14 protein-coding genes and 1 pseudogene are annotated in these 15936 nt (G+C 52.9%); 8 read left to right on the top strand and 7 right to left on the bottom strand.

Features of this window, described 5'->3' with window-relative positions; genetic code table 11:
* Positions 1–279 precede the first annotated feature (279 nt).
* From GOW40_RS19630 to GOW40_RS19605, 6 genes are all read right to left on the bottom strand, one after another.
* On the bottom strand, positions 280–714 hold the full coding sequence (locus GOW40_RS19630; RefSeq protein WP_171130634.1) for a cytochrome c: 435 nt from the start codon (positions 712–714) through the stop codon (positions 280–282).
* Positions 715–725: 11 nt separating this feature from the next.
* Positions 726–1598, bottom strand: a complete 873-nt coding sequence (locus tag GOW40_RS19625; RefSeq protein ID WP_254444522.1) for a copper resistance D family protein — start codon at positions 1596–1598, stop codon at positions 726–728.
* Positions 1595–1936 (bottom strand): copper resistance CopC family protein, encoded by a 342-nt coding sequence (locus GOW40_RS19620; RefSeq protein WP_171130639.1) that lies wholly within the window; start codon positions 1934–1936, stop codon positions 1595–1597. Before GOW40_RS19620 ends, GOW40_RS19625 begins: the two co-directional genes overlap by 4 nt.
* Positions 1937–2067: 131 nt before the next feature.
* Complete coding sequence (locus GOW40_RS19615; protein WP_217352330.1) at positions 2068–2781, bottom strand: DUF6629 family protein; 714 nt, start codon at positions 2779–2781, stop codon at positions 2068–2070.
* Between the two features lie 255 nt (positions 2782–3036).
* Positions 3037–3228 carry a hypothetical protein gene (locus tag GOW40_RS19610; RefSeq protein WP_171102673.1) on the bottom strand — a complete coding sequence of 64 codons (192 nt, stop codon included), beginning with the start codon at positions 3226–3228 and terminating at the stop codon, positions 3037–3039.
* 604 nt (positions 3229–3832) lie between these two features.
* Positions 3833–4261: a hypothetical protein gene (locus GOW40_RS19605; protein WP_171130643.1), complete on the bottom strand. Its 429-nt coding sequence runs from the start codon at positions 4259–4261 to the stop codon at positions 3833–3835.
* A gap of 105 nt (positions 4262–4366) precedes the next feature.
* On the opposite strand from GOW40_RS19605, the gene GOW40_RS19600 reads away from it, so the two are divergent.
* From GOW40_RS19600 to GOW40_RS19565, 8 genes are all read left to right on the top strand, one after another.
* Positions 4367–5131, top strand: a complete 765-nt coding sequence (locus GOW40_RS19600) for a helix-turn-helix transcriptional regulator (protein WP_171136762.1) — start codon at positions 4367–4369, stop codon at positions 5129–5131.
* Positions 5132–5387: 256 nt separating this feature from the next.
* Positions 5388–6716, top strand: coding sequence for an MATE family efflux transporter (locus tag GOW40_RS19595; RefSeq protein ID WP_171130647.1), 1329 nt, complete (start codon positions 5388–5390; stop codon positions 6714–6716).
* A gap of 606 nt (positions 6717–7322) precedes the next feature.
* Positions 7323–8408 carry an AraC family transcriptional regulator gene (locus GOW40_RS19590; RefSeq protein WP_171130649.1) on the top strand — a complete coding sequence of 362 codons (1086 nt, stop codon included), beginning with the start codon at positions 7323–7325 and terminating at the stop codon, positions 8406–8408.
* A 486-nt stretch (positions 8409–8894) separates the two neighbouring features.
* Complete coding sequence (locus GOW40_RS19585; protein ID WP_171130651.1) at positions 8895–9470, top strand: hypothetical protein; 576 nt, start codon at positions 8895–8897, stop codon at positions 9468–9470.
* A gap of 102 nt (positions 9471–9572) precedes the next feature.
* Entirely contained in the window at positions 9573–10133 is a 561-nt protein-coding gene (locus GOW40_RS19580; RefSeq protein ID WP_171231133.1) for a hypothetical protein, read from the top strand.
* A gap of 189 nt (positions 10134–10322) precedes the next feature.
* Entirely contained in the window at positions 10323–10796 is a 474-nt protein-coding gene (locus GOW40_RS19575) for a hypothetical protein (protein ID WP_171130655.1), read from the top strand.
* 76 nt (positions 10797–10872) lie between these two features.
* On the top strand, positions 10873–12021 hold the full coding sequence (locus tag GOW40_RS19570) for an efflux RND transporter periplasmic adaptor subunit (protein ID WP_171130656.1): 1149 nt from the start codon (positions 10873–10875) through the stop codon (positions 12019–12021).
* 8 nt (positions 12022–12029) lie between these two features.
* Entirely contained in the window at positions 12030–15173 is a 3144-nt protein-coding gene (locus GOW40_RS19565; protein ID WP_171130658.1) for an efflux RND transporter permease subunit, read from the top strand.
* On the opposite strand, the pseudogene GOW40_RS22260 reads toward GOW40_RS19565, so the two are convergent.
* A pseudogene (locus GOW40_RS22260) lies at positions 15146–15331 on the bottom strand (hypothetical protein); the annotation flags it as partial. The gene GOW40_RS19565 and the pseudogene GOW40_RS22260 overlap by 28 nt on opposite strands.
* Between the last annotated feature and the right edge of the window lie 605 nt (positions 15332–15936).

The following is a 15936-nucleotide window of genomic DNA, read 5'->3' as shown; positions in this document are numbered from 1 at the left end:
CGGAAGTAATAGATGCCGTGCCGGCACAGTGAAAGATACGCATGCAGCTTCGTTTGTGTCACACTTGAGTGTCACATCGCTCTCATACTTGCTATCCAGTTGTATTGTTAGGTTTTGGTGGAGGCTAGGGGAAACGCCGCCGAACGCCTAATGTACTGATAGTAAACACTATTGTGGTGTGTTGGTTTGTAGTGTGTCTCACCCTATTGTCACACTTTGAAGTGCGCAACCTGCTACGTCGAACTGTGCATGCCCAAACCTACACCGGACTACTGCCTTCTACTGGTGCGGCAGGTTGCGGCTAGCCTGCATTTGCTGAACATCGTCGGGCCAAGTGGAGCGTATGTAGGCCAGCACGTTCCATATGTCTTCGTCAGTTAGAATGCTTTCAAAGCCGGGCATGCCCCTGTTGAAGTCTTTAATGCCACGTGTTGCCAATGCGTCTGCTCCACCTAGTTTGGTATATTCGAACAGTAGCTGGTTATCATGGTGCCATGTGTGCCCTGTCACGTCATGTGGTGGAGCGGGCAACACTCCGTCATCGTCGGGTGTTTGCCAGTTGGGTTGGCCTTCCAGATTAACTCCATGGCATGAGGCACAGTGCTCTGCGTAGAGTTCCTGCCCATTCGCAAGGTCTCTGTCTATCAACTCATGATCTGCAGCGACGCTAGTACCAATACTGCATATAGCGAGTGCATACAGGTGTTTGTTCATCTCTACCTACCTTAATTCGGAAGTGTTAATACGCTGGTGAGTGTCGCCGTCGTCGCCAAAACCACTAATACGACTATTGCCTCAACCTCGATAGATCGGGCGAGGTGCCGCGCTGCCCTAGCCTTTCCACTTTGCATGGCGGGAACCAATCGGAGCTTGTTTGCAGCGGCGAGGATCATCAGCAACGCCACAAGAAACACTTTGAGCAACAGTGCCCGCCCGTAGCCAGTAAACAAGAGCCCTTGGAGACTGCCGACAATTAACCAAGCAATCCATAGGCCCGCACCGATCAAAGCCGGTACAACCAATGCAGCAGTTTGCCCAAATCTATGACCTAGTTCAGCAGCATCTGTCAGGTGTTCAGGCGTTAGAGCCATACTCCGCAGCGGGCTAAAGATGCCCACCCAGAAGGCTACAGATAGCAGGTGCAACAGGAGCAAGAGTTGAACGCCAAAACTCTCTAGTTCGGGCACGTGCCCTATCTGTGCAAAGGACCACAATGCCACTGTGCCACCCAACAGAGCAATCGGTAGACCAACGCGAGGAACAGACAGCCCCACAAGGATCATCACTGCGCCTACGAGGCGGTAAACAAGGACCTCACCCACGGATGTCTGCCAAAGTAGACCAAGCATCTCTGGATCGACCATGCCGTCAACTCCGCCTGTTAAGGCGGCTCCACGAAGCATGAAACCAACAACCGTTGCGGCGAGAGCGAGCCATCCTAAAGCCCTAGCTTGGCGCTTTATCCCGAGGTTTATCGGTGCGACAACGCCGGAATAGAGGCAACTAACAATTACAAGCCCGGTGGACCCCGTAAAGCCGATGTAGAGCCCCAGCTTTGCGAGGATCGTGGCAATACCCCAAATGTCTGGCATGCTCATTCCACGGTAAAGGAAAACTCGCCCTGCATGGCATGACCGTCTTCACCTAAACCACGCCATTCGATGACATAGGTGCCGGTTCCATTGCTCGGCAGAGGGATCGTGAACTCTTGACCAAAACTTGTCTGGTCGCCCAAATCTAGGCTTACTGCCGAGTGTTTTTCATGGGCCATCTCTATCCGTGTCAGCCGTATGTCCTTAGAGAAGTTGAGGCCAATTTCAGCGGGCACAGTAGTTATTGTGGCTCCGTTGGCAGGGGTTGTTTCTTCGACCTTGGAATGCGCCAGTACGCCGCTGGGAAGGGCAGCCATGAGTGCGAGCATTATGATCTTTTTCATGGTTCTGTCCTCAATTTATCCCGTTGGCACGCTGAATTTCACGAATGTACGCGATCACCGGATAGGTTCGCAGTTTCCGCAGCAAACTGAGATTGGTTCGAATTAGTCTGACAGCAACCGTGATACGTCCGTTAGACAATGGCCCGGAGATCATCACTCTGCTTCTCTATGTATTGTACAGTCTTACCTCGAAGAACGTCATATGAAATGACGATGCTGCAAAGCGCAGCGAAGAAACACCACACCGAAGGTAGAACAAACAATTCATAACCGAAGAGCGTGACGAGAAACGACGCTGTAAGCGCTAGGCCAAACTTGAAAGCGGTGGGGTTCGATGAGGCTGCTAGCGCAGTACATGCAGTAAAGAAGTAGATGTATTGGATGTTTGGGATAAGGGTCATACCTTGTAGGTACAAAATATGCCCTCCCCATTCATCGCTAGAGGTGGGAAGTACGGGGTTATTGATTGCTTTTAGCATAAGGTAAGTTCCCACAGCCAAACCACCAATGATAAGTCCACCGAATAAGTGTTTACGCCACTTTCGCTTTTCGATCAGAAAACCTGCAGTTGGGCCAGCAACAGGCCAATAGAAAAACGCGAAAAAAATGAAGCCATAGTTTACTATCGTTAATAGTCTCAAAGACAATTGGTCGGACATCCCGAGCCAGACCAAACCCTCAAGACTTTGTTGTAAACCGAAAACTAACGGAAAAGATGACAGGAATATTAGGCCACGCCCCAACTTCTGTCTGCATGCAGAAATCATGGTAGCTGCACCGGCAACGGACAATATTCCCCCAGCGACAAAACTTGCCGTAGCTGAAAAGCACATCTTTAACTCCATTCAGTACATATATCTCTAGCCAGCATCATATGTCGGTGATTGCAGCAGCCAAGCTTTTCATCTCACTATAGGCACACAAGGTCAGCTTTTAGCGGCCTTTTGACTTTGCAGATTCCGAATTTGGTATTCCGGAAACAGCGGCAACATTGGGAATGTCGGTTCGGACCCTGCAAACCGGGTTGCGAAATGCGGGAACACTCGATGACAATGGCTGCGACTGTGAGTAGGTGATGCATCGCAAAAGGATTGGTACTGCTATGTTGCGTAGCCCTTCTGCATCATGCCCCAAAAGTCTTCGTTGTCTGCCTCATGAAGACGGATGGTGTCGGCGATACGTTTTCTCTCTAGTTCGGTGTAGGGGCCGAGTTCATCCCGACGTGCCTTTGCCTTCTTTAGTACTTCCGTGAAGTGCTCATGAACCTTTGTGCGTAGTTCGCCGTAGTTCATGCCCGAGTGTTCTATGTGCTTTGTTATTGTGTCGCCGCACACTGCAAGACGCCGTGCCAGAGTACCAGCCTCTTTTGGGGCATCTTGTACGCAACGAAACGCGAAGGGTCCTACGTGTTGTGTTTGGTCTAGTACGGGGATTTGGTCGTGTGTCGGGCAGCGGCCAACGGAAGTAATAAATGCCGTGCCTGGACAGTGAGAGATACGCATGCAGCTTCATTTTGTGTCACACCTGTGTGTCACACCGCTCTAATGCTTGCTATCTAGTTGTATTGTTAGGTTTTGGTGGAGCCTAGGTCCACATAAAGCGTGTCCCGACTTGTCTCGCACTATATCTTGTTGTATCGCAAGAAATAGTCCCGGTAGTTTGTACCCTTGTATTTGTTAGGTTTTTAAGCGCGGGCCCAAAGGTGGAACAAAGGGTGGACAATCGACAATGGAAAGTTGACCCACAAAGGCGTCAAAGGAATGTCCCAACCAGGCATGTATGGAGATGGCGAAGGACTCTGTCCGACATAAAACTGTCGTTGAAGTAGCATCGACCATCAATGGTACTCTGAAATAGCCAGTCGTACTTTTCAAACCCATTGAGTACCACTTCACGTCAGGATGTTGTGTGTTTGCTTGCTGTGCCGGGTCGGCAGGATACCAAGATTAGCACCAGAAAGGACAGGTTTAGTACGACGTTGAAGGGCGCCGCTACTAGAATAGAGCCTAAACTGTCGGCACAAAACCAGGACCATGCCGTAATCTGAGCGGTCTTGGTCGCAGCCACCGCCGAAACCGGGGCAACGTATGTTCCCAGCGCCCAGTGCATTCCGCCCAGGCCGACCGTCAGGCCACCGGTGATAACCAGCAGTAAAGGCAACGGAACCGTCAATTCCGCAGGAACGGCGTGAATTGGCCAATACGCGATTTGCAGAAAGATATGCGCTACGGGGTGCAGAAACGGCAGCGCGGCCAGAGCAAAGAGCACCCCAGTTGCAACAAGAACTCCGCCTGAAATACGCATTGCTGACTGTTGTTGGGTCATGACCTTCTCCTTTCGGTATATGCTCTTCATGCGACTTACGACGAGAGCAAATCAATTACCTCAGAGGTAAGTGATTTCTGTCGGGTACCTTGTTAAGCTCGGCGCATGACACCCTATCCCGGCATGCTGAAAGAGTGGCGAAAGCGACGCAGGATGAGCCAACTGGACCTTGCGGTCGAAGCTGAGGTCAGCGCGCGCCATATCTCCTTCCTTGAAACCGGGCGGTCCCGGCCCAGCCCGGACATGATCCTTCATCTGTCTGAGGTCATGAACCTACCGGTCGAAACCCGAAATCAAATGATGCGGGCCGAAGGTTTCGCACCACGTTTTGCGGCAACACCAATGGATGACACAGCGATGTCGCCCATCCGGGACGCTGTCGAATGGACTTTGCAGCAACATGCCCCTTACCCTGGAATGGTATTAGACCGGCTCTGGACGATAGTAATGCTCAACAGCGGTGCCCAAAGACTGTTCAAGCCACTCGGGATCGGCGAGGGGCAAAGCCTGCTGGACCTGCTGACCAGTCCACTGATGCCTGAGCTTGTCGACAACTGGCCCGAGGTTGCGCATCACACGATGTTGCGGCTGCGCGCTGAAAGCGCCAATGCAGGCGGCATACCCGCACTGGACGCCGCGGCGCACACCTTATCGCTACAGAGGCACGCCCGCAGAGACCCGGCGATTGGGCCGACAATTTCTACTATCTATCGCTTTGGTGGTCAGCGGCTTTCCCTGTTTGGAACCATTGCGCAGTTCAGCACAGTCACGGATGTCACGCTAGACGATATGAAGATTGAACTATTTTTTCCGGCCGACGATCAAAGTGCCAAATTTCTGCGTGACCTTGCCCACGTGGCTGCCAATTAAATGATCGTTTGACCAAAGCCTCACCGCGTTCCGGTGAACTTTGCTCATTCCTAAGCTTGGCAGTGTTCGACAAACAGCCTGCAAAAGCGATCTGGACGCCGGACAATTCTTCCCCTAGAACCTTACCTGTTATCTTGTCCCCCAAAAGGACCAATTTCATGGTGTTCCCGTCGCAGGGCTGAGCAGCCCCTCTTCATTCTGAGCCTAAAGCTTTTTACCGCGACTTTTTCGCCGGATCTTTTCCGGCAGGTGACCCATGACAGACCAAATCCTGATTTCGCAGGCGCCCACTCGCGCCGAGTTCACGCCGTTGATCCGATTGGCCGTTCCGCTGATGGTCAGTCTGGCCGCAGCGCTATTGATCGGCGTCGTAGATACGGCAATGATTTCTCCGCTGGGAACGGTCCCGCTGGCGGCGGCTGGTGTGACCACAGCCGTTCTAATCATCCTGATTTCCGCTCTTTGGGGCGTGATCACGGCTATTTCCGTACAGATCAGTCAAGCCGAAGGTGCACGCGATGCCGCGCGGGTTGCGCTGGCGTTGCGCAGCGGGCTGTTGCTGTGCCTTCTGGGCGGCGGCGGCGCGGCGTTGGTGATGATGGCGCTCTATCCGCTGCTGGGGCCTTTGGGGCAACCGAAGGAGGTTCTGGCTATCCTGCTGCCATACTGGATGTCGATGGCGATCTGGATCGTGCCTTTCACTCTGTTTTTCGGGCTGAAAGCTCTGTTCGACGCCGTTGGACGGCCTTGGACGGCTGTTGCGCTGTCCTATCTGGGCGTCCTCTTCAACGTGCCCGCAAACTATGCCTTCATTCACATCTTTGATCTTGGAATTCTGGGCGCTGGTCTGGCCAGCATACTCTCGCAATGTACGTCGCTGGTTGCCGGGATCTATGTATTGATACGCGCACCCGGGCTGGCCGCCTTTCGCCAACGGGTGACGGTTGCATTGGCGGATGTCTGGTCACAGGCCAAAGACGCCCTGCCGCTCTGTCTTGGCTATGCAGGTGAGGGCGGCGCCTACGCCGTGGTGGGTCTGATGATGGGATGGTTGGGGGCCGAGGCGCTAGCCGCCCATCAAATCGTTAATGCGCTTGCGGGGCTGGCCTATATGATCCCGCTTGGCATGGCAGGTGCGGCCTCGATCCGAGTGGGTCTTGCGGTCGGCGCAGGCAATCGGGAAAGGCTCAGACCGATTTTAAAGGCGTCTTTTGTGATGGTCACTCTCTGGCAGGCGGTCGCCGCCATCGCTTTCATTACTGCGGGCCGGATGCTGGCGGAAACCATGTCGGATGACCCAGGCGTCATTGACCTCGCGGTCACGTTGTTCTTCATCGTGGCAATGCTACAGGTTGCGGATGGCGTTCAGGGTACTGCGTTGGGTGCGCTGAGGGGAATGTCGGACATGAATTTGCCGACGATTATTACATTGACAGCCTATTGGCCGCTTGCCTTGCCAGCGAGTTATGCACTGGGGTTCCTTTTCGATCTGGGAGCGATCGGCGTGTGGATTGGCTATACTCTGGGTCTGTTGGCAGCGGCCGTCGCACTACCCTTGCGGTTCTGGGCGCTGACACGGGCCTGAATTTTGCGGGTAGTTATATTGGGGAGACTTAGCCGCGAGCCAATTCGCGACGGGGTGAAATAACTTGCCAGATCTTAGGGCTGCGACAATTTGAGCTTTAGGCGTAATAGAAGAGTTGCGGGATCAAAGCCGCCTTTTGACAGCACGGCGAATGCTGACGCAGACAATCCTCGCGCCCGCCTTGGATCGTTTTCCGCGCTGCGCCGGAATCCCATATAGCGGTCATTCATCAGGATGAACCTAGGTGAAACCCAAACCAACATTTCGCCGCGAGCGAATTCAAATCTCGAGTTGCGGGTAAATGTTCGGAATTGTCGCGGTGCGACCTGCGAAACCGGAAAATCGCTGCAACAACGTAATTCTCTGGTAAGACACTGTCACAACGGATCTTCCGCTAGTAGAAAAAAGCAGTGTCGAAGCATAGGAACCAGGTAGAACCCGACAACTTTTAGCACTCCTTCGCCTCAATGCTTGAAAGATGGAGATTTTGGCGGAGATGCTCTAGTAGGTAAATTTAAGAACGAGTCGACGTTGATCGGCTCAACCTTAAGCAAGTATGATACGAACAAGTATTTTAGCTGAACCTATGCCGAAACGAGAACGAAGATGGATAGCCTCGAACCGGATCTGAATATCTCGATGCTCCCGGAAAAAGCACGACGCGATGCGTGGGACGATTTCATGGCGGACTTCTGGCGCTTGGGCAGGCCCTTGGTTTCTCGACGGAATCTGGAACTCAGCGTTTTCTCTCGTCAGTTGGAGGGCGCCGTGTTCTGCCAGTTGGCCATGTCTCCGGCGGAACTCGTAGGTAACAATCACGAATTCGATTGTGTTGTAATCCGTTACCAGCATGAGGGACACACGGTCGCGAGAGTGAATGGAGAAACCACCCGCGTTGCGCCCGGCTCTCTCACGGTAATGGATTTGTCTGCGACCCGGTATTGTTACTGCGAGCGCTCCAAGGTCACTTATTTGGCATTCAGGAAATCGGCCCTTCAAGTCACGCGCTATCCTCTGCGGCCAATGACGCATTTTGACAGTAAAACATCAGTCGGGCGATTGATGATCGCCAATTTCTTGCATCTGGCGAACGAAATATCGCACAAATCGGAAACATGTGATGCTTCAGCAATCAACCTGTTCGCGTCTCTGCTTGTTGCCGCGATTACGGATCGCGAGGAGCTCAATTCGGAAGACGTTCATATCGAAAGAGCCAAGCGTATTCGCGCAGAACAATACATCTTCTCGCGCCCGCTCTCGCTGCCTTTGAATATTGATGAGATGTGCGTCGAGGTCGGGATGTCGCGATCGACGCTATATCGCCTGTTTCGCGCAGACGGCGGACTGCAGGCCTATTTGACCAATCTCCGCCTGGAATACGCAAGGGATACGCTCGCCAGCAGTCAGCCAACACGAGGGGCAGTCACATCTGTCGCAACTCGTTTGGGTTTTCTGGATACATCAAGCTTTGTTCGAAGTTTCCGTCGCCGGTACGACTGTAAACCGAGCGATGTTTTAGGCTCCGAATACAACAAACCGGGTGAAGTGGATGCTTATCACAATTCGATTCACTTGCATCGAACACTGACCAACGAAAAACCAAACAAAGGCTTCTTTGAAAACCTTGGCGCGTTGGCAAAAACAAGTGGGACCTTCCACATAACACCTACCCCCGGCCAATCTGCGTTTTAGGGCGGTAGAGCCTGCGAACAAACGCCCAGTGTGTGTTGGTTCAGCCGAGGCTTCTTACAATTCGCAGCGGATGACTATCTGCCTTTTTTCAAGAGTTACGATATCGCCATGGTAGGGTGTTTACAGCCACATCTCAGAAATTTGGAATAATGAAGCATTATCGCCAGGGAACATTTCCACAGCAGAAGGTGAGGGCCTTTGGTTTGTTGAGTGGCACTCTCAGCAAGCAAACTTGAGACGTCGTGCACGTGATTCAAAAGGTATTGGCTGATAGCGCATAGGCAGGCGGCGTTGTGCTGCTCGCAAGCTTGAAGGATCGCTAAAGGGAAATGGCTCCACTCTTTCTGCAAATGCAAAGCTTGAAGCAATATGTCGTATTGTGTTCGGCTCAGTACCCTTTGGCAAAGGTGGAGCGCGCTGCGCAGAAGCCCAACAACGTGGTGGTTGCGATCGGGCCGAAACGAACATGAATTGGATGGGAACCCTATGAAACAGGCACTGAAAGCGCTGGGGAGTTCGCTTACTGCACTTGTTGCCGGACTGGTGCCGGCGATTACAGTAGCAGAAGAAAAACCTGCTCAGGAAACCTTTTTCTTCGTTCAGCATGCGCCTTCTGCATCCCTGGATGACGGCACGCTGACGCTGCGCGACGCAGATGCCAACATGATCGTTTTTGCTGATCGTCCGCACCGACTTGCAGTTGCGGTACCAAGCTCTGAACTGATCAAGATCTGGGGCAAAGGGCAAAACAGCTTTGCAGAGGACCCGCCAAACGCAGCGCTTGTTGGGCAATCCGCAGGCCAACCTGTTTCGATAATTGTTGAGCTGACCAACCCAATGCGGGAAGATGGTAACTTGGTCTTCGGTTACACGGTCTTGGAAGGTGCTGAGGTCGAGTCCATAGAACAAAGCTATTTGGTCATCGACGACAACCCGTTCGCGGAGTTTTACAAGACAATGGCCGATCTGGCGGCCGTTTCCACCGGGGACGCAGGACAATCGACGCAGCTGAATGGCGATGTGGGTATGGGAATCCTGTCGCAGGGCGTCTCGTCAAACTGAGATACTTAAGTGCGCTCACCTTTCGCGGCACCCTTTCCAGAGGGTGCCGAAGACACCTCACTTAGCGTTTGAAACACTTTGCGCGGAAAAAAGGTCAAAGGCATGTTTAAGGCAGGCATCATGAGCAGAGGCATTGCCACCACTCTGGCAGCGGGGGTCATTGCGACTTCTGCATTTGCTGAACAAACGAAAGACCAAGCCAGCTTTCTGTTTGTTCAGCACGCCAGCGTGGCAACGCTGGACAACGGAACACTGACACTTGAAAGCCCGGACGCAAACATGATCGTATTTGCAGATCGCCCGCACCGCGCCGCTGGGGTCATACCAAGTTCTGAACTGCTCAAAGTCTGGAGTGAAGGGCAGGACAGTTTTGCCGATGATCCACCAAACGCGGCACTGATGGGCCAGGCGGATGGCAAACCTGTCGCGCTAGTTGTCGAACTTTCGGACCCCCGGCAATCTGGTGACACACTGACTTTTTCTTACACAATCCTGCAAGGTTCCGCGGTACCCGTCCTCGAGCAAAGCTATCTCGTGATCGATGAAAGTCCGTGGGCAGATATCGAAGGCGGGTGGGATCTTGCGGCAAATGCTTTTACCGGAGGCGGCAATACAATTAAGTTGGATGCAGATTCCGGGGTGTTGGGCACACAATCAGATTGAGAAGATCACTCATCCTTTGTGAACGTCGTTCAAGTTCACTGTTTGGGCAGAAGCTTGAGATTCCAACCAAATGTTTTTGTGAAGGAAAAAAGAAATTAGCCGCAACTTGGAATACTTACTTCCCAGCTTGTCCTAGGGATAGCGGCAGCGTTCACGCCACTCTGAAACCTTAGGCCAAGGAGAAAGACAGTGAAAAAGATACTTCTTGCTTTGGCCGGAACCATTGCTTTGGTTCCGCCAATTGCTTTGACGGAAGAAGCATACAACAAGACCTATTTGTTTGTTGAAACTGCCACAAAAGCTGATCTCAAAGATGGAAAGCTTGTTCTGTACGGCGTCGACGATGAGATTTCGGTTTTCTCAGACAGGCCCTACCGCAGCGCCGGTGTAATCACCCGTGACCATTTTTTTGATGTCTGGAGCCAAGGCGAAAACAGCTTTGACGTTGACCCGCCAAATGCAGCTTTGTCCGGTGAGATCGAAGGGAGTTCTTATGTGCTGATCATCGAGATTTCATCCCCGAAAGTCGACGGTGAAAAAGTTACATACAGCTACAACACAATTCACGGGGATGACATTCAGGCCTTGAACGACGTGGTAATGTTCATCGACAGCTTTTCTTGGCGCCCCCCCTATACCGGGCCGGACGGTGACCTGCCTTAAGTGACGCACGCTGTAGAATCCTCTCAATTAGATCAATCGCACAAAGTAGATTTGCGTTGCGTCGATTTGCACGGCCATGAATAATAATCTTGCAGCCATGCAATTGCGAATAAGCGAGCATCGGATGACGATAACCAGCCAGCTACTCTGCACTTTGTTCGCCATCGGTTTGGTGGGTTCCGCAGCTGCGCAGTCTAAACCACCGGCACCCAGTGTGGTTGTTGCGCCGGCAACTCTTCAGGATCTACAGAAACAGGACGAATTTGTGGGTCGTGTCGTCGCTGATCAAAGTGTCGACCTTCGGGCTAGAGTGGATGGTGTCCTGCAAGAGGTCAATTTCTCCGAAGGTGGCACTGTCAACAAGGGCGACGTGCTGTTCCGCATCGAGAAAAGGAAATATTCAGTAAGTGTTGATGCCGCCCAGGCTTCTTTAAAAAGCGCTCAAGCATCTGCGCTCAGCGCCAAAACGGAACTCGATCGGCAACAGACATTATTCGACAAAGGTGATGTGCCCCAGTCCGTTTTGGACACAGCAAAAGCTACGTTCGACGAGGCTCAGGCCTCAGTGGATCAGGCACAGGCCAAACTTGAAATAGCGCAGATCGATCTGGATCATACTGAGATCGTTAGCCCTCTGGACGGGCGCATTGGCTTGTCAGCAGTCGATGCGGGCAACATCGTGGGTTCCGACAGCGGTGTTCTGGCGACCGTCACAAGCGTTGATCCTATTCTGGTAAGTTTTTTTATCAGTGAGCCCATATTGCTGCGCGAACGTCACAATGGATCGATTTCGCGGCAAGGCATCAAACTGGCGACGCAGATTACACTCGCTGACGGTCAGACTTACGACACGGAAGGCAATGTCACCTATGTGGGCGACGTCGTTAGGCAGGATACCGATACTGTCGAGCTAAGGGCTACGTTCTCCAACCCAGATGGGCTTCTCATTCCTGGTCAGCTTGTTATCGTTGCGCTGAGCGGTTCGGACGACAGCAAGGTTTTGACCGTGCCGCGCAATGCGGTGCAATTCGACAAGCAAGGCTATTTCGTGTTCTCCGTCGATGACAAAAACACGGTTCGCCGGACAGATATTGAAATTGGCACTCAAACTGCAACCAGAACTCAAGTGAACTCTGGCCTTGAAAACGGCGATCGGGTGGTCGTGCAGGGGCTACAGAAAATTCACGACGGATTGGTCGTGAAACCGGTCGATAGTCAGAGTTAGGTCGTGGCTTGATCTCTCACTACTTCATCAATCGCCCGCATTTCGCTGCTGTCATCGCGATTCTGATGATTCTTTTTGGGGCGGTCTGCGTCCGGCTCATGCCAATCTCGGAATATCCGAACATTACGCCACCGCAGATTTATGTGACCGCAACATACCCGGGTGCGGATGCGCAAGTCATTCAGGAATCCGTGGCTACGCCCATCGAGGAGCGCGTGAACGGGATCGACGGCATGTTGTACATGCAGTCCAAAAGCGCGAACGATGGCAGCTACGACCTGAGCGTATCCTTCGCGTTGGGAACGGACCCCAATGTTGCGGCAGTCGAAGTGCAAAACCGCATCGCTTTGGCAAGCGCGGAATTACCTTCCGTTGTGCAACAGCAAGGCATCGAGGTGACTAAGCAATCCGGCAACATGATCCTTGTGATCAACCTGACCTCGCCGGACGGGTTGCGGGATGAGTTGTACCTCAGCAACTACGCGGCTGATTTCCTGCACGATCCCTTACAGCGTTTGCAGGGAGTAGGTGGGGTCTCGCAATTTGGTCAGTTGGAATACAGCATGCGGGTGTGGATCAACCCGGTTCGCATGGCAGCGCTTAATATCACCGCTTCAGAGATCGCCGATGCGATTGAAAGCCAAAACGTTGTAGCCGCCGCCGGACAGGTCGGAGCCCCGCCATTTGGCGGTGAGCGTACGGATTTTCAATTTAAGCTTAGGGCCGAAGGATTGTTGCGAGACGCCGAAGAGTTCGGTCGGATCATCATTTCAACGGGCGATGATGGTTCGATTACCCGATTGGAGGATGTGGCACGGATCGAGCTTGGTTCAGCCACCTATGCCGGGTCCTCGCAACTGAACGGAAAGGATACGGCGGCAATTGCCGTGCATCAGGAAAGCACGGCCAACGCGCTGGAGATTTCGGACAGCATCCACAACCTGATGGATGAGCTTTCGAAGAAATTTCCCGAAGGTGTCTCATACGAGATCACGTATGACGTGACAGATGCCGTCCGCGATTCGATCGAAGACATTATGAAAACGCTCGCGCTGACTGCGGGATTGGTGATCGCAGTTACGTTTTTCTTTCTGGCCAGTTTCAGGGCGACCATCGTTCCCGCAATTGCGATCCCCGTTTCTTTATTGGGTGCAGTCGCGCTGATCTACGCGATTGGCTTCAGCGCAAACATGATCACGCTTTTTGCCTTGGTTCTAGCCATCACTTTGGTGGTCGATGACGCCATTATCATCATTGAAAACGCCGAACGGATCATGACCGATGAGGGGCTTGAGCCGCGCGATGCCACGCTCAAGGCGATGTCACAGGTCAATCGCCCGATCATCGCGACCACTTTTGTGCTGGCGGCCGTATTTGTTCCGGTGTGTTTCTTTCCCGGAGTGACGGGAACGATCTATTACCAGTTCGCCGCGACGATCATCTTCGCTTTTGTGCTGTCTGCCGTGAACGCACTGACCCTGGCCCCAGTGCTTTGTGCCATGGTACTGAAAGCAGGAGTGAAACCATTTGGCCCCTTGCAGTTTGTGCCTGCGGCGGTGTTTTGGATCAGGCGGCAATACATGCGGCTTGTCTCGCTGATGTTGAGGTACATCGCGTTCTCGCTGCTTGTCTTTGCCGCTTCTGTAGGGGCTACCATTTACCTCTTCAAAACCGTTCCTACCGGTTTGATCCCGCAAGAGGACAACGGTGTTTTGCTGGCCGCCATGGCGCTGCCAGATGGTGCTTCCCTTCAACGAACCCAGGCTTTTATGGCCAAAGCCGGCGAGGTGATTGAAAAAGCATCCGGTGTGGACACCGTGACAACAGTGTCCGGCGCCAGCATGCTGACGGGTGTCCGATCCAATGCCGGAATGGCCATCATCACGCTTAAGCCGTGGGACGAACGCACCAGCCCGGATCTGCACTGGGATGCGATTATGCAGGATCTGGACCAACAACTGGCTACTCTGCCCGAGGCAGAAAGCTACGTGTTTCCCTTCCCAACAATCCACGGGCTTGGATCGACAGGTGGTATCTCGGTCGAGCTTCTGGATCTTGAAAAGGGCGATGGTGCTCAGCTTGATTCTGTCATGAGTGCCTTCGTCACAGCCCTGAACGCCGCGCCAGAATTCGTTCGCGCACATGGCAGCTTCTCGGGTCAGACCCCGCAATATCGACTGTCTGTGGACCGGGATCGCGCCGAAACACTGGGCGTAAGCGTCTCGGACATCTTCACCGCATTGCAAGCCAATCTCAGCACCTTCTTCGTGGATAATTTCATCCTGTCGGAACGGGTCTATTGGGTGGTCATCTCGGCCGACGCGCAGTTTCGTCAAACTCTGGATGATGTGGACAACATCTACGTCAAAAACAGCGCTGGTGAGTCCCTGCCTTTGCGAAACTTCGTGAGCAGCGAACCGGTTCTCGCACCGGATGCGATCCCGCGATACAACCTGTTCACGGCGGCCTCTGTAAGCGCGCAGTTGGCAGATGGTGTCAGTTCGGGCGTGGGCATCCAGGCTATGCAAGAGATCGCCGACAAAACGCTGCCCGACGGCTTTCGCATCGAATGGTCGGGCGTGACCCAGCAAGAGGTCAAGTCTCAAGGCATGGTCCCCTTCATCATGCTGTCGGCCTTGGTTTTGGCTTACCTGTTTCTTGTTGTTTTGTATGAGAGCTGGATACTGCCGCTGTCGATTATCACCTCAGCCATATTTGCATTATTAGGCGCGCTTGTACCCATTGCCTATTTCCCGTTTATCACGAGCAACATTTTTGCTCAGATTGGAATGGTGTTGCTAATCGGATTGGCTGCCAAGAAAGCCATCATGGTCGTTGAATTCGCCAATCAAGAAAGGTTGTCCGGAACCAGTATCCGTGAAGCCGCCCTGAGAGCGGCAGAAATCCGGTTTCGCCCGGTCACCATGACGGGTCTGTGCTTCATCATCGGCGTATTGCCCCTTGTATTGTCCAGCGGCGCGGGAGCTGCGGCACGCGTATCTATTGGCTATCCTGTACTCTTTGGCATGATTGTTGACAGTACCTTAGGTCTTTTGATGATCCCGATCCTCTACGCGGCGTTTCAGTCGCTGAGGGAATATCTGATTCACTCTACTAAACAGCGTCAATTCACTTCCTCTTCCCGTAGGTAGCCTTCCGCGAAGCAAAGCTTAGCAGTGCGAGCGATAGCTGCCATCGCGACAGTTCGCATTTGGGCGGTGGCGGAGAGGAGAAATTCGTCATCTGTACCGCATGGGCCACGAAATCGGAGCCGTCCGATCCCGAGGATGCGTTTGAGGTGGGCGAAGAGCCGCCAAGTCACGGCGCGATCCTAATCGATCAGGCTTGTGTCCTTTTCTGGCGCGTTGCTCCTCAGCTTGCGAGAATTGATTTTACTTTTAGGTCAATGATTAGGAGGTAGTGTATTGTCGTGCCAAAGACACCGAGGCTGAGACAACAAAAGCTCTTGAGAGTTCTCCGTGGGTCATACAAGTATTCAATGCTCTCGACCTAAATGGCTACAATACCCGCTTTAGCCAAAACCTGGGATCAAGAGTTTGGAACAGTCCCTCAACCAGCAACCGGCTTATGTGCCATTCGCGGCTGCGGCCCCACAATCTTTAGGCAAGACCGTGGACGCCACCGCGTACAGTGTGGGCAATCTACTGGATCTTCGATTTGCCCAGGGCAACCAAAAGATACGATGCAGCTATCGATTATTGAAACATCCGGAAGCGGTTAAGGTTGCATTGCTCCATTGTCGCTAGCCTGCTTACGCTCACAAGGTGGGTATTTGGGTGGATATCTCTGGAACACTAGGGGAGTTATGCAAAAAAAATCAAATTATTAGAAGTTTATTGTGGTGCCCGGGGGCAGTGTTCTATTCCCGTTACAGGCACCCTCATCAGGTCTCCC

This window comes from Ruegeria sp. HKCCA6707 (genome assembly GCF_013033515.1).
Classification (GTDB): domain Bacteria; phylum Pseudomonadota; class Alphaproteobacteria; order Rhodobacterales; family Rhodobacteraceae; genus Ruegeria.
Note: the sequence above shows the minus strand (reverse complement) of the source record. Positions and strands in the feature narration are given on the sequence as shown.